This is a genomic window from Planosporangium thailandense (genome assembly GCF_011947195.1).
Classification (GTDB): domain Bacteria; phylum Actinomycetota; class Actinomycetes; order Mycobacteriales; family Micromonosporaceae; genus Planosporangium; species Planosporangium thailandense.
The window spans coordinates 140,752-160,249 of the sequence record NZ_JAATVY010000014.1 but is presented as its reverse complement, the minus strand read 5'-3'; the positions used below and the strand labels follow the sequence as shown (position 1 = coordinate 160,249).

Genomic DNA, 19,498 nt, shown 5'->3' with positions numbered 1-19,498 from the left:
TGGACGCGCGACCGGCCGGGGGGTCAGAGCTCGATGTGGCCCTCGAGGTAGAACGCGCACGAGCCGTGCAGCTGCACCCGGTCGCCGACGAGCCGGCAGGCCAGCTCACCGCCGCGCCGCGACGCCTGGTACGCGAAGAAGGTGTCCTTGCCCGTCCGTGCCGCCCAGAACGGCACGAGCGCGCAGTGCGCTCCGCCGGTCACCGGGTCCTCGGGGATGCCCTTCGCCGGTGCGAAGTACCGGCTGACGAAGTCGTGCATGCCGTCGCCGGCGGCGGTCACCACGACTCCGGTCCGGTCCAGACGGGCGATCGCGGCGAGGTCCGGTTGGAGGGACCGGACGTCGTCGGCCCCGGAAAGCAGGGCGAGGTAGTTGTTCCCGTCGATCGCTGTCTCCACCGGTGTGACGCCGAGCGCGGCCGACAACGCCAGCGGCGGCGGCACGGCGCGCACCGTGCGAACGGGCAGTTCCATCCGATACGCGGTGTCCTCGCGGTCGACCGTCAGCGGCCCACTGGCGGTGTCGAACACGACGCTGTCGCGGCCGGGCTCCAGCCGCTCGACGACAACGGCGCCCGCCGCCAGCGTCGCGTGCCCGCACAATGGCACTTCCACTGTCGGCGTGAACCAACGCAGCCGGTACCGCCCCTCGGACGGCACGACGAACGCCGTCTCGGCGAGGTTGTTCTCCGCGGCCACGGCCTGCAATAGAGCGTCATCAAGAAACCGGTCCAGCACCACCACGGCGGCCGGGTTGCCGGCGAAGCGGCGAGTGGTGAAGGCGTCGAGCTGGAAGATCGGGACCCGCATGGCCGCATGGTACGGACGCGACATCCGCGGGCCCGCGACGGTCGCCGTCCGCCCCGGCGATGCGGGACCGAGTGATCGGTGCCTCCCCGGCTCACACCCACGCCACCGGCGCACTGGGCCACCGGTTCACTCATGCCGCATTCCGCTCGACGATCCCCCCGGTCACGCTGCGAGCGGGAGTGCACGCTGGGCACGTACTCGTGACAGGTGGCGCAGGGTGGTCGCGATGCAGGCGACCTGGAGCCAGCCGGTTGCCGAGGTGGTGGTGTTCTCGAACGACTTCGCAAGACGGCGGGAGCGTCCGAGGCGGCCGTGGGCGACCTCGACGCGCCAGGCGTGCCGGATGGGTCGCAACACCAGCTGCTTGTCGTCCCACCCGACTCGGCGCAGCTCGAGGTCGTGGTGCCTGCCGAGCGTGCGGGCAGTGGCCGCGCTGACGCCCCGGTCCACCAGGACCAGTTCAAGCCGCCCGGTGACGCCCTGACGAGTCAGGTGCGCCAGCATCAGCTCACTGGCCCGGTTCTCATGGGTGGAGGCCGGCACGACCAGCGCACCCACAGGCAGCCCGGTCACGTCGACCGCCACGACGCGCTTGGCGCCTTTGGTGTGGCCGTAGGGGCCGCCGCGGTCGTGGAAGGTGAACCCGCCGTTGGACGCCCCGCGGGCGAGGTGAGTGTCGATGACCACCATCGACGGCGTCGGCTCGGCGCGGCCATCCGCCTCCCGTGCCGCCTTGTGCAGCACCGTCAACGCTCGCGTCCAGGTGCCGTTGCGCGACCAGCGGCGGAACTGCGACCACACCCGCGTCCAGGGCTTGAACGACTCGGGCAGGAACCGCCACCGGCAGCCGGTGTGGGAGATGTAGAGCATCGCGTCCACCATGCTCCGCAGGTCGGGTGCGTGCCTGGGTCCCCGCTTGCCCGGCGCGTTGAACACCGGTTCCAGCAGCGCCCACTGCTCGTCCGCCAGGTCACTGGCGTACGTCATGCCGCACACGGTGCCGACCAAGCCGACGTCGGCAGTCACACCCAAATGGGACACACCCAGTGAGTCCATCAGCGACAGCCGAGCCGCCAGAGACGGTAAGCGCTGCCTCAGCGTTTATGGGATCCGCCACGACCGCAACACGATGCCGACTCGTTCCACCCAAGGTGGATCGCCGTCACGGCAAGCTCTGCCACCTGGACCGGTCAGAGACGACGAGCGGCGCCGAACCACTTGGGCAGCTGGCTGAGCAGATTCTGCTGATCTTCACCGATCCACGCCACGTGGCCGTCCGGCCGCAGCAGCGCAGCGGGCACGTCCAGTTCCTCGCTGACGTCGACGACGTGGTCGACCCGATCCGCCCAGCCCGCCACCGAAAGCCGGCCGGTCTGGTCGAGCAGCAGTCCGCGTCCGCCGTGCATCAGCTCGTACAGACGCCCCTGCTTCAGCCGCACGTCCCGCAACCGCCGGCCGAGCAGGTCATGCCCCTCGCCGAAGTCGTAGCGGACTCCAATCGCGGTGATCTTTTCGATCAGGTACCGGTTCACGTCCTCGAAGTCCATCAGCTCCGACACGAGGCGGCGCACTGCCTGGGGACCCGGCTCAGTGGACATCAGCTCCATCTGCGCGCGGGTGTTGTTCAGCACGTCGGCGGCCACCGGGTGCCGTTCGGTGTGGTAGCTGTCCAGCAGACCCTCCGGGGCCCAGCCGCCGACCTCGGCGGCCAGTTTCCAGCCGAGGTTGAACGCGTCCTGGATGCCGAGGTTGAGGCCCTGCCCGCCGGTCGGCGGGTGGATGTGCGCCGCGTCGCCGGCCAGCAGCACCCGGCCGACCCGGTAGCGCTCGGCCTGCCGGGTGGCATCGCCGAAGCGGGAAAGCCAACGCGGGGAGTGCACGCCGAAGTCGGTGCCGGCGATCACCCGCAGCTGCTGTTTGAACTCCTCGATGGTCGGTGGGACCGTGCGGTCCTCGGCCACCCCCTCGGCGGGCACGACGACGCGGTACACCCCCTCCCCGAAGGGCCCGACGCCGAACCGCTTCTGGGTCTTACGGACTTCGGCCACCACGGCGGCCACCGTTTCCGGTGGCGCGGCCACCTCCATCTCGCCCAGCAGCGTCTCGACCCTGGTGGGCTCACCGGGGAAGCCGACGCCGAGCAGCTTGCGCACCGTGCTGCGGCCGCCGTCGCAGCCGACGAGGTAGCGCGAGCGCAGCCGCGTGCCGCCGGCCAGCTCGGCGGTCACCCCGTGGTCGTCCTGGCTCAGCCCGACCAGCTCGCAGCCACGCCGGATCTCGGCGCCGAGCTCGGTGGCGTGCTCGGCCAGCAGGCGATCGGTGGTGGTCTGCGGGATGCCGAGGACGTAGGGGTGCGCGGTGTCCAGCCTGCCGGGTGCGGGCTTGTCCATGCCGGCGAAGAAGCCACCGACCGGGTACTGCCGGCCGAGCGCGAGGAACCGCTCCAGCAGACCGCGCTGGTCCATCACCTCGATGCTGCGCACGTGCAGACCGAGCGCACGGACATACCTGGTCGGCTCCGCCTCCTTCTCCAGCACGACGGTATTTACGCCGTGCAACCGCAACTCACTCGCCAGCATCAAGCCCGTCGGTCCGCCGCCGACAACGATCACGTCAATCATGAAAACCCCCAACGTTTCTCGGCCAGCCGCTCCGCGCAGTCCAGCGGTACGCACCCCCGCACCTGCGCGCCGGGTGCCCGCAACCGCACCGCGAGCCCCACCGACGGTTCAACGTCCCGTGTGATCCATACGAGATTTCCCATAGGTTCTGGGCTCGGCCGACGATTCTGCGCCACGACCCGGGCCTTGCCGCAAGACCCCCGGTGCGGTATATGTTGAGAGTGGCAGGGAGTAGGTCCTCTCCTTGCCTTTGTTGTCCGCTTTGGACGGACATTCTCCGCTGGAAGCAGTGACGCGCCGCGTACGGGGACGCCGGTGGTCCGGGAGGATCTCGCGCGGGCCTGCGGATGCAGCCGCAGAACGAAGAGGTTCTTCGCGGATCGCGAGGCACTCAAGGCCTACCAGAGGACGCGGCACACGCTCCGCCGTGAACTCGGCGTCGATCCACACCCGACGCCGTACCAGCGGTAGCCTGCCGATTCCTGCACGGGAATGGTGCGAACGGTGGTGCCGGCGAGTTTGGCCGGCTCGCTGATCCGTAGCATCGGCCGATCTTCCTGCCCGCCCCACGTCTGCGCCATCGTAGTTTGCTGCAGGGCCATTCGCGGTGGTCCTCCCGCAGCCCACAAATATCATCACGGCGGCGATCTTGGCCCGAGTCGCTCTACCCACCTTTGTGCCGAGAGTATGCCGCCCACCCCATGTTTGTAAGGAGCCCCCAAATGCGACGTCTCATCACAGGTGTAGCCTGCGTAGGCGTTCTCCTGCTGGCAGCCTGCGGTAATTCTTCCCAGAGTGGGTCCAGCTCCCACGACGCCGCTACCACGACTCCGACCGCCACTGCCGCGGCGAGTCCAACCACTGACCTGGCCGCGAACACCTCGCAAGTGTGCGATGCCGTAAAGCAGCTCAACACCGACTACCCCGCAAAGTTCACGACCCTGTTCAACCAGATCCTGCAGCTGGCAGCGCAGGGCGCCGACGAGGCGAGCGGGCAGAAGTATGTAGACCAGATGAACGCGCTAACCAAGGAATGGGCCAATAGCCTGCAATCAGAGGCAGCCAGGGCGAGCAACCCCGAGCTACAGAAGACGGTCAATAGCCTCGCCGCGGAAGTAACCAAACTGGAGTCCGGTGACGCCAGCATGAATGACATGAACAACACCGTCCAGAGCGGCAACGCCAACTTGGCCAAGGTCTGCAGCTGAATATCGCCTCTTCCGTTATCGCACACGTCGACGATCCGCCTTGGCGGGAAACCTTGCGCCTGGGCACTGGATCCGGTGAGCCAGCGTGGACCGCAACAGTGGGCACGGACCCAGCCGGATGGCTCGCCACACCGCCCCGTCCCCGCACCGGTGCCAGGATCCTCGACACACGGCCGGGGTCCAGGGTGGCCGAAGGCCATCGGCGTAGCCGACGCGAAGCGCCCTGGACCCGGGGCGGGGTGGCGTGAACGATCAGGCACCCACCCGGATACAGCACCCGGTCCACGCCTCCACCCTGCGGCATTTGCGCGCGCATCTGGGCCCGGCCGCCCCGCTCGCCGCGCTCGAAGAGCCGGACTCCGCCTAGCCGACGACAGCGCTCGTCCCGCGGGCACGGCGCCGGGGAGCTACGGCCGGTGGGCCGGCTCCCCCTGGGTGGTGGACAGACCGAGCGCACGGCGCACCGCCAGCACATCGTCGCGCCCGACGGCCTGGTATGCCCGCACCGCCAGAGCCTGGACCTCCGCGTCGGTCGCGGCAGCGCCGACCTGGTGCCACAGCCCGATGGCCGCATCCTGGTCGGCGACGAGCCGGTCCACCGCCGGCTGCACCGCGCTCGACCAGGGCGCCGAGATCAGCGTCGCCCGCTCCGCAACCTGCGCCGACGCCACCCAGACGGCGAGGGTACGCACCTTCGACCATGACCCGGTCGACACCGCATCGCCCATCTCGGCTATCTCGATGTTGTACTGGTTGACGGCCCGCAGGTACCGCTGCTGCTCCATGGTCAGCGTGGTGTCGTCCTCCCGTAGCGACCTCGTCACCGACTGCTGCTCGGAGGCGAGGAAGCACGTGACGTCGTGCAGACCCAGCCGCCACCTGGACTCGAGCGGGAAGTACCAGCGCACGCCGGTTTCGGCCGGCAGCGACAGCAGGTCGAACACGTACGAGTGCAGTTGCTCGTCGCACAGCCCCTTGGCCCGCTGGCCGAGCGCGTCGCTGCCGGGGTACTCGGCCTCGTCGCCGGCGGACACCAGTCCTATCACCTCGGCGTTGTGCGACTGCGTACACGGGACCACGGTGACCCGGGCCGACGCGGTACTCGTGCCGTCGGTGAACGGGCCGTGCCGAAAGCAGTCACCGGCCCTGAGCGTGAAGATCCCCACGACGCCGGGCCGGGTCACAGCACGCGCCGCGTTCCGGTCGCTCCGGATGGCGGTGGCCACGCCGATGACGACCACGAGTGCGATGACCAGTAGCCACACCCCGGCCAGCGTCAGACCAGCGATGGCGAGGCCCTTGCCCCGCTGTCCGGTCTTTCTGATCTTGACCAGGGCGACGACACCGAACACGACGCTGAGTAGCACGCCGCCGACCAGGCCGAGCACGAACGAGGCGATCGCGAAGCCGTTCCAGTCGGTGCGCCGGACCGGCGGCTGGGGGCCGTACGCCCAGTACCCCGCCGGCGGAGCACCCAGGGTCGGCGCCGCAGCCTGCGCAGCCGGAGCACCCGGGACCGGCACCATCGGCGGCGCGATCGGGGCTCCCTCCCCCGGCTCACCGGCCGGCTCGGGGCCGGACACCGGTTCCTCGACGGTCACGCGCACCCTCCCGGCAGATCCATGACGATCAACAAGATCGGCAGACTAGCGCCAATGCCAGGACGGGACAGTCAATCTAACGGCTGATCTTGGCTGTTGGGTTGGTCAGTTGTCGGCCGGGGCGAGTCGCGTCACCGACGCGGCCGGTGCCAGTGACGGCTGAACCGTGGCCGGGGATCCCGATCCGGGGCCGCGACGCCGCCGGCCGGGCGCCCGATATCCGGCCACTCCGGGCCTGTGCTCAATTGTGGTCGTGGCGCAGCATCCCGGGACCGAACACCTCGTACGCGATGTTCTCGGCCGGGACGCCGCGGGCGACGAGTCCGCGGCGGACGCCCGCCATGAAGGCCACCGGTCCGCACAGGTGCGCCCGGACCCCGGGAACCAGCGGGATGAGATCCGGGTCGACCAGGCCGGCCTTGACCTGCGCGCCGGGCAGCCCACAGTCCGAGACGACCTCTTCGTACCAGAGCTGGACCGCGATCTCGGGCAGCTCGTCGATCAGCCGCCCCAGCTCGTCGCGCAGGGCGTGGGCGGACTCGGTACGGTCAGCGTGTACCAGGGTCACCTGCCGCTGCGGTGCGGTCGCGGCGAGATGGTCCAGCGCCGACATCGCCGGGGTGAGCCCGATTCCCGCGCTGACCAGCAGCAGCGGGCCGTCGCCTGAGACCGCGTTCACCTCGCCGAACGGCGGGCTGAGCCGCAGCGTGTCCCCGACCGCGACCCGTTCGTGCAGGTAGGTGGAGACCGCACCGGCGGGGGCGTCGGGGGTGCTGCGGACGCGCTTGACGGTGATCCGCAGGCTGTTCGTGCCGGGGCGACCGGACAGGCTGTACTGGCGGATCTGCTGGTCGTGCGGGCCGCGGTCGACGGCGACCGACACGTACTGTCCAGGGGTGAAGGCCGGCACCGGGCCACCGTCGGCGGGTGCGAGGGTGAGCGAGACGATGTCGGGGGTCTCTTCGATGCGACCGGTTACCCGCCAGCTGCGCCACACGTTGACCTCGGGGCCGACGCCGGCGCTGTGGTAGAGCCGCCCTTCGCGGGCGATCAGCTCGCAGGCCATCAGCCAGTACACCTCGTCCCAGGCGGCGGCGATCTCCGGCGTGACGGCGTCGCCGAGGACCTCGGCCACGGCGGCGAGCAGGTGGCGCCCGACGATCGTGTACTGGGCCGGGGTGATGCCCAGCGAGGCGTGCTTGTGGGAGATCCGGTCGAGGATGGCGTTCCACGGCAGGTCGGTGGCACCGGTGAGGTGCTCGGCGTACGCGACGACGGACGCGGCGAGTGCCTGCCGCTGCGCACCAGTGGCCTGGTTGCCCCGGTTGAACAGATTGAGCAGCTGCGGGTGGGCGGCGAACATACGGTCGTAGAAGGTGCCGGTCACCTCATCGCCGTGCGCCGTCACCAGCGGCAGCGTGGCGGCAATGATTGATGCTGACGACGCCGAGAGCACGTGTGTCTCCTCAGATCTGGTAGGGCTTGCAGCGTGGTGCGCAGGTCAGCCGGGCATGACTACCCGTTCCAGCCGTACCCGCCAGAGCTCCGGGCCGGACTGCAGCCACTGCGTCTCGATCTGGCCGGGCAGGTGGGCGTCGACCTGTGCCAGTACCGGTCGCGGCGCGTGGTCGGCGACCAGGACCACCGCCTCGCCGGGCGCGAGGGACTTCACGGTGGACAGCACCAGTGCGTGCCGCTCGTTGTGTGGCGCCTGTCGTACGTCGAGGAGGGCGTCGACGCCGAGCGGCTGAACCGGGGCGGAGCCGGCGGCGCGGTCGCCACCTCCTCCACAGCCGCAGCCTCCGCAGCCGCAGCCTCCGCCTTGATCGACCGATGCCGGAGCGTCGGGAGCATGCCTGTGCGGAGCGTGCGCGGCGCCGAGCAGGTCGTGCATGCCCGCCAGCAGATCGGCCAGTGCCACCTCGGGCGCGTTGACCAGCAGCGGCAGGATCAGGTCGTTCTCCTTGGCCAGGTGCGTGGCGAACAGCGCCGTGAGGGCGCGCGCGGCGCTCGCCGCCCGGATCAGCGAGCCGCTGGCGGCGATCTCGTCCACGAGTGCGGTGATCGCGCGATGCTCGCCGAGCATCCCCTCGACCAGCAGCGCACCGGCCGGACGTCCGGCGGCGGCCGGGTACAGCGTGTCCTCCTCGGCGAGCGCGTGCGGCACAAGGTCGCGCCGCAGGTAGGCCACCAGGTCTTGGCGGGCCTGCGCCGCCTCGGGCAGAGACTGGTTGTCAACCAGTCGCAGCAGGGACTCGGCGTGCTGGTCGAGTTCGTACGCGAGCTGGGCGTGGTGGCGCCGCACGGCTGCCGCGGCCGCCCGGTCACGGTCTGCGGCCTCGGGGACAGGGTGTGACATGGAAGCCCTCCCTAGTTTTGATGGCGAATACCGTTATAACCTTGTCTACCGTGAGTACGCCACGGCACGGCCCTTTCAGTGGCCCACCAGACACTTCCCGCCACCGGGCCCTGGCCGCGGCCAGCCGGGTGCGCATGCTGCACCTGGTCCGCCGCTCCGAGTCCGGGCTCACCGCCGCCGAGGTGGCCGACGCGACAGGGCTGCACCCGAGCACCGTGCGCGCGCACCTGGACCAGCTCGTCGACTCCGGCCTGCTGGTGCGCCGACGCCAGTCCGACGGATCACCCGGCCGGCCCGCCTGGCACTACCACCCTGCGCCCCGGACCGAGGATGGGAACGAGCCCGCGGCCGGCGCCGGCCTGGCCTACCGCGGCCTGGCCGCCGCCCTGATCGGGCACCTGGCCCGGGTCGAGGACGACCCGCACACCGCCGGCATACGCGCCGGCCGCGACTGGGGGCGCGCGCTGGCCGCCCCACTGGGTCGCGCCGCGCCCGTCGATGGGCTGGTCCGGGTGCTCGACGGCCTTGGCTTCACGCCTGCGGTGGCACAGCGGGACGACTCCGACTCGGCCGTACTGCACCTGCACACCTGCCCGTTCCTGGAACTAGCCGAGACCAATCCGGACGTCGTGTGCGGCGTACACCTCGGCGTCATCGGCGGCGCGCTCGGCGCCCTCGGCGCATCGACCTCCGATACCGACCTGGAACCGTTCGCCGCGCCCGGCGCCTGCGTGGTCCGGGTCCGGGCCGGCACCCCCGCCCCACGCGACGAGCGGCCGGACCGGTGACCGGCGGGCGCACCGTCCCGGTCGAAACCCCGGTGCGCCCCGTCCGGCAGCCCGGGAAGGGCACGCGCCGGCGACGCTTCGTCCCGCCGCAGCACGGCGCGTGGGCGATGCTCGCGGTGCCGTACCTCGCCGGGCTGATCGCGGCCGGCTACCGGTGGCCCGACGCGCCGCTGCTCGTCGCCTGGGTCGCCGGGTACCTGCTGTCCTACTACGTGTTCCAGGCGGTCAAGTCCCGCCGGGTCAGCCGGTACCGCGACCAGTTGGTGCTGTACGCCGCCGTGGTCGCGCCGCTGGCGGCGGTCGTGGTCATCGTGCGCCCCCGGGTACTGCTCTACGCCCCGGCCTACGCCGCGCTGTTCGCCGCCAACGCCTGGTACGCCGCCAGGCGTCGGGAACGGGCGTTCGTCAACGACGTCGCTTCGGTGCTGCAGAGCTGCCTGATGGTGTTCGTCGTCGGCGCTGTCGCCGGCGCCCGGCCGGCCGCGCTGCTCGGGGTGTTCGCGCTGTGCCTCGCGTACTTCCTGGGCACCGTCTACTACGTCAAAACCATCATCCGAGAGCGCGGCAACCCCGCGTACCTGCGCCTGTCCGTCGGCTATCACGTCCTCGCGTTCGCGGTCGCCGCCTGGTTCGGACCGTGGAGCGCCGCGCTGTTCGCCTGGCTGCTGGCCCGCGCCGCGCTCCTCCCCCGGCTCGGCTGGACGCCGAAACGGACCGGCGTGGTGGAGATTGTGAACTGCGTGCTGCTGTTGCTGGTCGTGGTAACGCTGCGGTAGCGCGGACACCGCGCAGCGATGCCCGGCGGCGGGCGGGCTACTCGACGTCGGCCTGCCACAGGTCCGGACCGAACACCTCGTACTGGATGTCCCGGGCCGGCACACCCCGCTCGATGAGCGCGCTGCGGACCGCAGACATGAACGGCAGCGGGCCGCACAGGTAGTAGGCGGCGTTGTCGGGCAGCGTGACCTGCGAGACGTCCATCAGGCCGGCGAAGACCCCGGCCACCGGCAGGCGGGTCTCCGCGCCGTGTTCGTACCAGACGTACAGCGAGGCGTCGGGCAGCGCGGCGATGTCGGCGACGATCTGGTGGCGCAGCGCGAAGGAGTCCTCGTCGGCGTCGGCGTGCAGCAGCATGATCTGCAGATGCGAGCCAGCGGTGACCAGGTGCGAGAGCATGCCGGCCATCGGGGTGATCCCGATGCCGGCGCTGGCGAACACCACCGGGCACCCGGCGTCGTAGAGCACGACGTCGCCGAACGGCAGCGACATCGTCAGCACGTCGCCCACGTTGACGGCATTGTGCAGCAGCGTGGACACCTCCCCGTCGGGCTTGCCGTCACCGTGCACCCACTTGACCGTGAATTGACGGTGCTCGCCGTCGTCGGCGCGGGTCAGGCTGTACTGGCGCGGCTGGCGCACACCGTCGGGCATCGGCATCTGCACGGTGACGTACTGGCCGGGCAGCGACGTCTTCACCAGGCGGTCGTCGATGCGTTTGACGACGAACGTCACCACCTCCGGAGTCTCGGTGATCTTCTGTTCGACCTCCCATTGCCGCCACACCGTCTCGGGGGTGACGCCGCGCGCGCTGTACAGCCCGCGCTCCTGGTTGATCAGCGCGTAGGCCATCAGCCAGTACACCTCGTCCCACGCAGCCGCCACCTCCGGGGTCACCGCGTCGCCGAGCACGTCGGCGATGGCCCACATCAGGTGGTCGTGGACGATCTGGTACTGGTCGGGCCGGATACCCAGGGACGCGTGCTTGTGCCCGATGCGGGACAGCAGCCGGTCGGGCAGCCGGCCCGGCCTATTGATCAGATTGCTGGCGAACGCTGCCACTGAGCCGGCCAGCGCCTGCTGCTGGGCGCCGCTTACCTGGTTGCCGCGGTTGAAGATCCCGTCCAGCAACTCCGGGTGCGCGGTGAACATGTGCCGGTAGAACCGCTCCGCGATCTCCTTGATGTTGTCGGCCACGACCGGCAGCGTCGCCTCGACGATCGGCCGGGATCTGTCGGAGAGCATGGCGGCTCCTCGCCCAGAGGTGACTCGATCGCTCGCCGCGCCCGCCGCATCCGCCTCCGGACCCCGTTGCTCCGCCACGCGAGCGACTTTCGAACCCGAACCCGCTCAGGCGAGGCCCGGTGCCCGTCCAGGCGACGCCATGGCCCGACGAGTGCGCGGATTCCGGTACCTCACCTCCAACTCTAGATCCCAGCGCACGCACGTCCAGACGGCAACGAAGCCCAGGAGACGGACCGGCGGCGCGGCGGTCGGAGCGTCGAGCGTGTCCGCGGGCGGTGCTGCCGCCCCGGGGTAGTCGGCGGCGAGGCAGCACCGCGTTGCGCAGACGCTCGTCCTACGGTCCGGTGACCTCCTTGGCGGCGCGCTCACCGGATTCGACCGCACCGTTGAGGAAACCGAAGTAGTCGATTGAGGTGTGCTCCCCGGCGAAGTGGACGTTGCCTTCGCGGGCGGCCTCGATGCCGAAGAAGCCGGTGTACTGGCCCGGTCTGGGGCACGAGTAGGCGCCCTTGGTCCAGGGGTTGAGCGGCCAGGCGTCCCGGTAGGCCTTGCCGTTGTAGGCGGCGGTGACACCGGGGAAGATGGGCTCCAACTGGTTGAGGAACGCCGTCACCTGCCCGGCCGGCGCCGCGCCGAACGCCGCGCCGGTCCACGCCTTGGTTTGACTGCCGCCCGGGAACTCGCAGATCACGCCGGTGCTGGTCGGCTGGTTGACCGCGTCGTCCCAGGCGCACTGGAAGCCGGAGACGTTGGTGTAGGCGACGCCGCCGTAGCCCTGGGCCACCCAGGGCCGGCTGGTGAACTGAACGTGGATCTTCGCGTTGCTGCCCAGGTCGAACTGGTTGATGGAACGCATCTTCACCGTCGAGAACCCGGCCTTGGACAGGTCGCACTCGCGCAGCATCGTGAACGGCAGGGCGAGGATCACCTTGTCGGAGGTCACGTCGGTGTACTTGTTGCCGGCCTGGAACGTGCACGTCACCGAGCCGTTGGCGTTGGCCTTGACCGCCACCAGCTTGCGGTCCAGGGTCACGGTGCCGGCCGGCAGTTGGCCGACCATGGCGGTCAGCAGCTGGTCGTTGCCGCCGATGATCGTGTACTTCTCGTCGTCCCCGGGGAGCGGGGCCAACGAGTTCTGCCCGTTCCAGGCGAGCAGGTAGATGAGGTTCAGCGCGGACTGCTGGTCCGGGTCCATACCGTACTCGGCGACGACGTTGCTCTGCATCAGCTTGGCGAAGCGGCTCGACAGTCCACCGGGGATGTTCGCGTCCAGCCATTGATTGACGGTCTGGTTGTCCAGCTGCAGACCCGCCGCGGTGTAGCTGTTGTAGGTCTGCGGGTACGGGGCCGCCTGCTGAGCCGCCTTGAAAGCCGCGTACACCTGGCCCCAGTCGGCGTTCGCGGCACTGTACGGGTAGTCCGCGCCGTCGATCCAGTACTTGTCCCCGCCGGGTGGCTGGTTGCCGCCGTTCGCCACGCGCAGGCTGAGCCCGAGGTTGTTGGCGAGGTTCCGGATCGTGTTGTGCTCGGTGTTGATGAACGCGCCGCCGTGCTCGACGACGACGCCGTCGTCGAAGAAGCCGCGCAGGCTGTAGCAGCGGCCACCGATCCGGGAGCTGCCTTCGTAGACCGATGCCCGGATTCCCTTGACCTGGTAGAGCCAGTGCGCGGCGCGGATGCCGGCGAGCCCCGCCCCCACGATCGTCACCGACGGCGGCGGGGTGGGCGCGGCGGCCGCGGCGGCCGGCCGGGCGACGCTGGCGGCTGAGGTGACGGCCGCCGCGCCGACGACGGCGGCGCCGCCGAGAAGCGTGCGGCGGGACACGCCCGCGGCGTGCATGTCGATGACTTCGTCGACCGGGATCCCGGTCCGTTCGGATTCAGCGTGTGCGGCGAGTACGGCTCGTAGACGGCTGGTGAGTTGTGTTCGACCTCTGGGACCCATGACTGACCTCCGGTCGCGAACGCCTCAGCTGGCGTGCTCGCATTTAAATCTGAGTTCAGTTAGTCAGTCAAGGATGTCACTTTTCCAGTGACATTGGTTGACATCCGAGCTGATCTCTGTTTCAGATGCTGGCCGCCCACCACCGGGCGGCCACGAGCTCGGCGACCAGCGTCTCGGTCAACAGGCGCACGCCCGGGTCGTCGTCGCCGGGATAGCGGATCACCGCCGCGGCGCCGGCCACCTCGGCACCGACCGCGAGCACGGTGGCCCCGCGCGCCGACAACCAGTCCAGCGCCGGCGGGTCGTACCGGGACCCGGGGAAGAGCAGCGCGCGGTAGTCGAGCGTCTTGGTGAGGTACACGTCGACGTGCGACCAGTCGCCCGTCTCGCATCCGTCGGCGGGGCGGCGCGGCCCCTCGCGGACCATCAACGCCGACTGCCACGCGGAGGAGAGCCGCTCCACCGGCGCGAGGGCGTACAGCCCGTGCGGGCCGTCCAGGAGGTCACTGGCCCGCGGCAGCCACTCGTCGCGACGGGCGAGCAGATCCTCCGTGGCATCGGCGGCGCGCCGCGCGAGGCCCGCGCCGTCGCGCGGCGCTCCGGTCAGCCGATCCACCAGATCCAGCAGGAGCAGCAGCGTGTGCTGGAAGGTCCGGCACGCCACCCCGCCCTCCTCGGTCCCGGCGTGCATCGGCACCACGAGGTCGGCGACGTCCGCCAGCGGCGAATCCGGTGAATTCGTCAGGGCGACGAGCCGCCCCGACCCCTGGTACCGGGTCGCGGCGTCGAGGGTCTCCTGGCTGTTCCCGGTCGCCGAGATGGCGACCACCAGGGTCCGCGGTCCGGCGGGATAGGAGTTCGCGGCCGAGGCGTATTCGGCCACCGCGTCGACGCCCGCCGCGCGCAGCCGCAGCGCCGCCATCTCGGCCGCGTAACGCGAGCTGCCCATCCCGAGCAACAGCACCCGCTCGACCGGCTCGCGCAACCCGCGCCACACGTCGCCGGTGAGGGTCGAGGCCAGGCGTCGCAGCGACGCGGGTTTGGCTTCCAGATCGGCCAGGAACAGGCGCGGGTCCACGAGGCTCCTTGCTCTAGTCGTACCAGGAACGCAGTACGCCCATCGGGGCGTACCGCCAGCGGGGCAGAAAACGGGCTGCGTAGCACAGCTCGCGGCATTCCTGCTCGACCTCGAAGGGCCGCAGCAGCCGCTCGTCGAACAGGTGCGCCATGCCGCGCTCGTCGAGGGTGCGGCGATACGCCACGAGAAGGTCGTCGACGGCGCGCTGACACCAGTCGGCCACGGCTGTCCGGTGCCGGTACCCGGTCCGCCGGTTGGCGATCTGCCCGACGTGCAGCAGGCTTGTCCGCAACTGGGCCACATCGCGGGCAGCCGGCTCGGTTAGGGGCCCGCCGTCGGGCGTCGCGAGGGTCGGGTTTCCATCGAAGTCGGTCACCGCGAGCCCACCTCGCCACCGCAGGATCTGTCCCACGTGCAGGTCACCGTGCGGTTGGATGACGTACGCCCGATCCACCTCCCGGGACCGCCCGATATCGGCCGCGAGCCGGTGCGCCCGGGCGGTGAACCAGCGCGCGTCCTCGTCGTCGACGTCGGCCACGAGCCGGTGCGCCTGTTCGAAGACGGCCAGGCCGTCGCCTGCCCAGGTCGGGTGTACGACCTCGGTGACCGGCACCGGGATGGTCCCCGACGGCGTGGCCAGGGCGCAGTGCAGCTCGGCGGCCAGCACCCCGATGTCGCCGGCATGATCGTCCGGCGGTCCCCCGTCGAGCTGGCCGAGCAGCGCGTCGACACACCAGTCCCATCCGTCGGAGGCGTCCGGCAGGAATCCGGTCACGACGGCCGCGAGGCCGCCGTCGGGTCCGTCGTGGTAGACCGCCGCGTACGGCGTCGGCGTGCGGGTGAAGCCGGCGGCCGCCAGATGTGCCAACAGGTCGGGCGCCCGATCGGGTGACCGCCCGCCGGCCGCGGGGCGCATCCACTTCACCACGACGCGCTCGCCCACCACGACCGAGGTGTTCGTCTGGTCGACGGTGATCATCCGTTCCTCGAGCGGACCCGAGGCGAGCGGCACGAAGCGGCGCACCCGTAGGCCCGCCACTGCGCCGCCGGTGGCGAGAGCCTCGACGAGCGCGGCGGAGGCACCGGGCCGGACCCGGTCATTAGTTGAATCCAAATTCAGTGTCCGACCTAAAATATCGGCTGCAAGTGGCTATTTGAGTCTTGCGTATGTTGACGCTCGTTGCAACACTCCGGATCACTGTCCCGACTCCCGACAGGAGCACGGAGTGTTGCTGTTCAGCAGTAGCCGACGCGCCGCCGGCCCGGCAATCATCGCCGCGGGCCTCGTTCTCGCCATGACGGCATGTGGCGGTGGCGGCGCCGACGGCCGCGCCGCCGGCCCGGACACCCTCGACCCGAACGCGGATCTGAGCAAGCAGAAACTCACCGTTTCCAACTGGGACGGCTACATGCCGGAGGATCTGCCCGAGAAGTTCAAGGCGGCGAAGGGGCCGACGGTCACCGTCACCAAGCACGCCACGAACGAAGAGATCATGGCGAAGCTGACGGCGGGCGGCGACAGCCACATCGACGTCGCCTTCGTTTCCGGGCAGTTCGCCCAGGCGCTCAACGAGCAGGGCCTGCTCGAACCGATCCACGCCGATCTGGTGCCCAACCTCAAGAACCTCTACCCCGAAGCCGGGCAACTGGCCTTCGACAAGGGCAACAAGTTCTCCGTGCCGTACACCTGGGGCACGACCGGCCTGTGCTACCGCACGGACCTGACCGGCTACACCCCCGACAGCTGGGAAGACCTGCTCACGCCGAAGCCGCAGCTGGCCAAGAAGGTGACCATGATGGCCACCGAGCGGTGGCTCATGCTCCCGGCCGAGAAGTCGCTCGGCTTCTCGGCGAACACCACGGACGCGAAGCAGCTGGAGCAGGTGAAGCAGAAGCTGCTCGCGGCGAAGAAGACCCTGCTGGCCTACGACGACACGACGTTCGGCGACCGGCTCAAGTCCGGCGAGGCGGCCCTGGTCGAAGCGTGGGACGGCTGGTGCCCGACCGATGACCCGAAGATCAAGTTCGTGGTGCCCAAGGAGGGCAGCGACCTCTGGGTGGACACGATGGTGATCTTGAAGACGTCGAAGAACAAAGAGGCCGCCCACGCCTTCATCAACTACATCCTCGACGCCGACAACCACTCCTGGGCCGCCGACAACATCCTCTACAAGGTGCCGAACGCGGCCGCCATGGCCAAGGTCGACGCCAAGGTGCTGGAGACCCACCCGCAGTTGAAGATGGCCCCGGCCGATCTGCTGAAGAACGAGGTACCGGTCGACCTCGGCGACGCCGCGCCGACCTACACCCGCATCGCGACCGAGGTGTCGGCCGGGTAGATGAGCGCCACTCGCACACCCCCGCGCGCCGCCCGACGGGAACGCCTCGTCGGGCGGCTGGCCACCCTGGGACCCGGGCTGGGCTACCTGACCGTGTTCATGCTCGTGCCGCTCGCGCTCGTCCTCGGCTACACCCTGTTCCACCGTGGCCGATTCGGCGGGATCGTGTACGAGGCATCGGCCGACAACTACACCCGGGTCGCCGACGGGCTCTACCTCGGCGTCATCTGGACCTCGGTGAAGATCGCCGGTATCACCACACTGCTGGCGCTGCTGCTCGGCTACCCCACCGCGTACCTCATCGCGCAGCTCCCCCGCGCCTGGCGCACGGTCGCGCTCGTCCTCGTGGTCCTGCCGTTCTGGACCAACTTCCTCATCCGCACCTATGCGTGGATCATCCTGCTCAACAGCGAGGGCATCATCAATCGGGCCCTGACCGGGCTCGGAATCATCCAACGGCCGCTGGAGCTGCTCTACACCCAGGGTGCCGTCGTCGGCGGACTGCTCTACGCCTACCTGCCGCTCATGGTGCTGCCGCTGTACTCCGCGATCGAACGCCTCGACCCGCAACTGCGCGAGGCCTCGGCGAATCTGGGCGCCCGCCCGGCTCGCACCTTCTGGTCGGTGACCCTGCCGCTCACCCTGCCCGGCGCGCTGACCGGCTGCGTGTTCGTGTTCGTGCCGAGCCTCGGCAACTTCGTCATCCCCGAGCTGCTCGGCGGCGGGCGGACGGTGATGGTCGGCAACCTCATCCGCGACCAGTTCCTCAAGGCGCGCGACTGGCCGTTCGGCTCCACCCTCGCGCTCATCGTCATCGCGCTGCTTGTCCTGCTGCTCATGGCGCAGGCGTGGGCGGCGCGCCGGCTCACCGACGGGACGGACCGTGCGTAGATCGAACTGGCTGTACGTCCCCGCGGGCCTGACGTACCTGTTCCTGTACCTGCCGATCGCGGTCCTCGTGGTGATGTCCTTCAACGCCGCCGACACCCCGTACCGGTTGGACGGGTTCGGCACCGCCTGGTACGGCAAGCTGTTCGCCGACCGGGCGGTACGCGAGGGGCTGGTCAACACGCTGATCGTCGCGGCCGGCGCGACCGCCCTGTCGACGGTCCTCGGCACCCTGCTCGCGGTCGGCCTCGCCCGCTACACCCGGTCGAAACTGCTCGACGCCATCGCGGTGGCACCCGCGGTGCTCCCTGACATCGTGCTCGCCATCGGCCTGCTCGCCTTCTACACCGCCGTGCAGTTCACGCTCGGCCGGCACTCCATCCTCCTGGCGCACGCCGTATTCGGCACGGCGTTCGTCGCGGCCGTGGTACGCACCCGCCTGGCACACGTTGACGGGTCCCTGGAGGAAGCCTCCCGTGACCTCGGCGCCACGCCGCTTTCGACCTTCGCCCGGATCACCCTGCCGTCGCTCGCGCCGGGCATCATCGCCGGTGCGCTGCTGGCCTTCTCGCTGTCCATCGACGAGTTCGTCATCGCGTTCTTCACCACCGGTCCGGACAACCCGACCCTCCCCATCGTGATCTATTCGATGGTGCGTTTCGGCGTCACACCCGAGATCAATGCCCTGGCCACCCTCCTGTTGGCGGTCAGCTTCACGTTCGTGCTCATTGCCCAGCGCCTGTCTCGCCTCACGGAGTCCATATGACCGAGCCCCTGGTCCGCATCGAGGCCGTCAGCCGGCGCTTCGGCGAGATCCGCGCGCTGGAGCAGGTGAGCCTCGAGATCCGCCAAGGCGAGTTCTTCGCCCTGCTGGGCCCCAGTGGCTGCGGCAAGACGACCCTGTTGCGGATCCTCGCCGGCTTCGAGCACCCCGACAGCGGATCGGTGACCCTCGACGACGCCGACCTGCTCGCCGTCCCACCGCACCGGCGACCGGTGAACCTCATGTTCCAGTCGTACGCCCTCTTCCCGCACATGAACGTGGCGAAGAACATCGCGTATGGGCTGGAGCGCGAGCATCTGCCGAAGGCGGAGATCCGCGAACGCGTGGACGCGGTGCTCGCCACCATCGGCCTCACCGGGCTGGCCCGCCGCCGGCCGAACCAACTCTCCGGTGGCCAGCGGCAGCGCGTCGCGCTGGCTCGGGCGATCGTGAAGCGGCCGCGGCTGCTGCTGCTCGACGAGCCCCTCTCGGCCCTGGACAAGAAGGTGCGCGCCGAGATGCAGCTGGAGCTCAAGCGGTTGCAGCACGAGGTGGGGATCACCTTCGTCGTCGTCACCCACGACCAGGAGGAGGCGATGTCGCTGGCCGACCGGGTCGCGGTGCTCAGTGAGGGTCGGGTGCGCCAGATCGATGCACCGGTGCCCCTGTACGAGCGTCCCGCCGACCTGTTCGTGGCGGACTTCATCGGAGCCAACAACCTGGTCACCGGCATGGTCGGCGCGGACGGCCTGCAGGTGCCCGGCGTCGGCGTGCTGCCCTGCCCGGTACCGGCAGCCGCCGTGGGGCGGGCGGCAACCCTCGCGGTACGCCCCGAGCGGGTACGGCTGGGCACCGAGGGCGGGTTGGCCGGCGTGGTACGCGACGTGACCTTCTTCGGCGGGACCACGCGCGTGGCGGTGGACGTCACCGGACTCGACCGGCCGCTGCTGGCCACGGTCGCCGGCGCCACCGCGGTCGCGCTCGGCGACAAGACCCGGGTGGACTGGTCGGCGTCCGACGCCATGCTGCTCGGGAACGACTGACGCCGTCGTGGCCCTACGCCGTGGACCTGCGTCG

The 19,498-nt window shown here is 70.1% G+C and carries 19 protein-coding genes; 9 read left to right on the top strand and 10 right to left on the bottom strand.

Going from position 1 to position 19,498, the window contains the following annotated elements; translation table 11 throughout:
• Positions 1-23: 23 nt before the first annotated feature.
• The 3 genes from HC031_RS19870 to rox all read right to left on the bottom strand — a co-directional run bounded on the left by HC031_RS19870 (position 24) and on the right by rox (position 3,430).
• The gene (locus tag HC031_RS19870) at positions 24-809 is read right to left on the bottom strand and encodes a PhzF family phenazine biosynthesis protein (protein WP_167926854.1); all 786 of its coding nucleotides are present in this window, start codon (positions 807-809) and stop codon (positions 24-26) included.
• A gap of 162 nt (positions 810-971) precedes the next feature.
• Positions 972-1,796, bottom strand: a complete 825-nt coding sequence (locus HC031_RS19865; protein ID WP_167926853.1) for an IS5 family transposase — start codon at positions 1,794-1,796, stop codon at positions 972-974.
• A 203-nt stretch (positions 1,797-1,999) separates the two neighbouring features.
• Positions 2,000-3,430: a rifampin monooxygenase gene (gene rox, locus HC031_RS19860; protein ID WP_167926852.1), complete on the bottom strand. Its 1,431-nt coding sequence runs from the start codon at positions 3,428-3,430 to the stop codon at positions 2,000-2,002.
• A gap of 315 nt (positions 3,431-3,745) precedes the next feature.
• Between rox and HC031_RS34825 the strand changes: the two genes are divergently transcribed.
• The 3 genes from HC031_RS34825 (at position 3,746) to HC031_RS33970 (ending at position 5,005) form a co-directional block, all read left to right on the top strand.
• Positions 3,746-3,901, top strand: a complete 156-nt coding sequence (locus tag HC031_RS34825) for a BTAD domain-containing putative transcriptional regulator (protein ID WP_167926851.1) — start codon at positions 3,746-3,748, stop codon at positions 3,899-3,901.
• A gap of 251 nt (positions 3,902-4,152) precedes the next feature.
• Positions 4,153-4,638 carry a hypothetical protein gene (locus HC031_RS19850; RefSeq protein WP_167926850.1) on the top strand — a complete coding sequence of 162 codons (486 nt, stop codon included), beginning with the start codon at positions 4,153-4,155 and terminating at the stop codon, positions 4,636-4,638.
• A gap of 244 nt (positions 4,639-4,882) precedes the next feature.
• A complete protein-coding gene (locus HC031_RS33970) occupies positions 4,883-5,005 on the top strand; it encodes a hypothetical protein (protein WP_277349733.1) in 123 nt (40 codons plus the stop codon).
• A 40-nt stretch (positions 5,006-5,045) separates the two neighbouring features.
• Here HC031_RS33970 and HC031_RS19845 read toward each other — a convergent pair whose 3' ends face one another.
• The 3 genes from HC031_RS19845 to HC031_RS19835 form a co-directional block, all read right to left on the bottom strand.
• Entirely contained in the window at positions 5,046-6,239 is a 1,194-nt protein-coding gene (locus HC031_RS19845) for a DUF4190 domain-containing protein (protein WP_167926849.1), read from the bottom strand.
• A gap of 241 nt (positions 6,240-6,480) precedes the next feature.
• On the bottom strand, positions 6,481-7,695 hold the full coding sequence (locus tag HC031_RS19840; protein WP_338090747.1) for a globin domain-containing protein: 1,215 nt from the start codon (positions 7,693-7,695) through the stop codon (positions 6,481-6,483).
• Positions 7,696-7,740: 45 nt separating this feature from the next.
• Positions 7,741-8,598 carry a DUF2249 domain-containing protein gene (locus HC031_RS19835; RefSeq protein ID WP_167926848.1) on the bottom strand — a complete coding sequence of 286 codons (858 nt, stop codon included), beginning with the start codon at positions 8,596-8,598 and terminating at the stop codon, positions 7,741-7,743.
• Between the two features lie 20 nt (positions 8,599-8,618).
• Here HC031_RS19835 and HC031_RS19830 point away from each other — a divergent pair, with 20 nt between their 5' ends.
• Positions 8,619-9,386 carry a helix-turn-helix transcriptional regulator gene (locus tag HC031_RS19830; protein ID WP_167926847.1) on the top strand — a complete coding sequence of 256 codons (768 nt, stop codon included), beginning with the start codon at positions 8,619-8,621 and terminating at the stop codon, positions 9,384-9,386.
• Entirely contained in the window at positions 9,383-10,162 is a 780-nt protein-coding gene (locus tag HC031_RS19825) for a YwiC-like family protein (RefSeq protein WP_338090746.1), read from the top strand. The genes HC031_RS19830 and HC031_RS19825 overlap by 4 nt, the downstream gene beginning before the upstream one ends.
• A 37-nt stretch (positions 10,163-10,199) precedes the next feature.
• Here HC031_RS19825 and HC031_RS19820 read toward each other — a convergent pair whose 3' ends face one another.
• The 4 genes from HC031_RS19820 to HC031_RS33245 all read right to left on the bottom strand — a co-directional run bounded on the left by HC031_RS19820 (position 10,200) and on the right by HC031_RS33245 (position 15,545).
• Complete coding sequence (locus HC031_RS19820; RefSeq protein ID WP_167926846.1) at positions 10,200-11,408, bottom strand: globin domain-containing protein; 1,209 nt, start codon at positions 11,406-11,408, stop codon at positions 10,200-10,202.
• 334 nt (positions 11,409-11,742) lie between these two features.
• On the bottom strand, positions 11,743-13,248 hold the full coding sequence (locus HC031_RS19815) for a flavin monoamine oxidase family protein (RefSeq protein WP_167926845.1): 1,506 nt from the start codon (positions 13,246-13,248) through the stop codon (positions 11,743-11,745).
• Positions 13,249-13,474: 226 nt separating this feature from the next.
• Positions 13,475-14,431, bottom strand: a complete 957-nt coding sequence (locus HC031_RS19810; RefSeq protein ID WP_167926844.1) for an SIS domain-containing protein — start codon at positions 14,429-14,431, stop codon at positions 13,475-13,477.
• A gap of 13 nt (positions 14,432-14,444) precedes the next feature.
• A complete protein-coding gene (locus tag HC031_RS33245; RefSeq protein ID WP_167926843.1) occupies positions 14,445-15,545 on the bottom strand; it encodes an aminoglycoside phosphotransferase in 1,101 nt (366 codons plus the stop codon).
• A 112-nt stretch (positions 15,546-15,657) separates the two neighbouring features.
• Here HC031_RS33245 and HC031_RS19800 point away from each other — a divergent pair, with 112 nt between their 5' ends.
• Genes HC031_RS19800 through HC031_RS19785 form a run of 4 tightly spaced genes read left to right on the top strand, consistent with a single transcriptional unit; the run spans position 15,658 to position 19,464 of the window.
• The gene (locus HC031_RS19800) at positions 15,658-16,770 is read left to right on the top strand and encodes an extracellular solute-binding protein (RefSeq protein ID WP_205862967.1); all 1,113 of its coding nucleotides are present in this window, start codon (positions 15,658-15,660) and stop codon (positions 16,768-16,770) included.
• Positions 16,771-17,661 (top strand): ABC transporter permease, encoded by an 891-nt coding sequence (locus HC031_RS19795; RefSeq protein ID WP_167926842.1) that lies wholly within the window; start codon positions 16,771-16,773, stop codon positions 17,659-17,661. It abuts the gene before it with no gap.
• Entirely contained in the window at positions 17,654-18,424 is a 771-nt protein-coding gene (locus HC031_RS19790; RefSeq protein ID WP_167926841.1) for an ABC transporter permease subunit, read from the top strand. Before HC031_RS19795 ends, HC031_RS19790 begins: the two co-directional genes overlap by 8 nt.
• Positions 18,421-19,464 carry an ABC transporter ATP-binding protein gene (locus HC031_RS19785; protein ID WP_167926840.1) on the top strand — a complete coding sequence of 348 codons (1,044 nt, stop codon included), beginning with the start codon at positions 18,421-18,423 and terminating at the stop codon, positions 19,462-19,464. The genes HC031_RS19790 and HC031_RS19785 overlap by 4 nt, the downstream gene beginning before the upstream one ends.
• Positions 19,465-19,498 lie beyond the last annotated feature (34 nt).

Coding starts and splice junctions, on each gene's coding strand:
- HC031_RS19850 (WP_167926850.1), top strand. CDS start 4,153: ATGCGACGTCTCATCACAGGTGTAGCCTGCGTAGGCGTTCTCCTGCTG.
- HC031_RS19795 (WP_167926842.1), top strand. CDS start 16,771: ATGAGCGCCACTCGCACACCCCCGCGCGCCGCCCGACGGGAACGCCTC.
- HC031_RS19785 (WP_167926840.1), top strand. CDS start 18,421: ATGACCGAGCCCCTGGTCCGCATCGAGGCCGTCAGCCGGCGCTTCGGC.
- HC031_RS19830 (WP_167926847.1), top strand. CDS start 8,619: ATGGCGAATACCGTTATAACCTTGTCTACCGTGAGTACGCCACGGCAC.
- HC031_RS19820 (WP_167926846.1), bottom strand. CDS start 11,408: ATGCTCTCCGACAGATCCCGGCCGATCGTCGAGGCGACGCTGCCGGTC.
- HC031_RS19835 (WP_167926848.1), bottom strand. CDS start 8,598: ATGTCACACCCTGTCCCCGAGGCCGCAGACCGTGACCGGGCGGCCGCG.
- rox (WP_167926852.1), bottom strand. CDS start 3,430: ATGATTGACGTGATCGTTGTCGGCGGCGGACCGACGGGCTTGATGCTG.
- HC031_RS19815 (WP_167926845.1), bottom strand. CDS start 13,248: ATGCACGCCGCGGGCGTGTCCCGCCGCACGCTTCTCGGCGGCGCCGCC.
- HC031_RS19865 (WP_167926853.1), bottom strand. CDS start 1,796: ATGACGTACGCCAGTGACCTGGCGGACGAGCAGTGGGCGCTGCTGGAA.
- HC031_RS19870 (WP_167926854.1), bottom strand. CDS start 809: ATGCGGGTCCCGATCTTCCAGCTCGACGCCTTCACCACTCGCCGCTTC.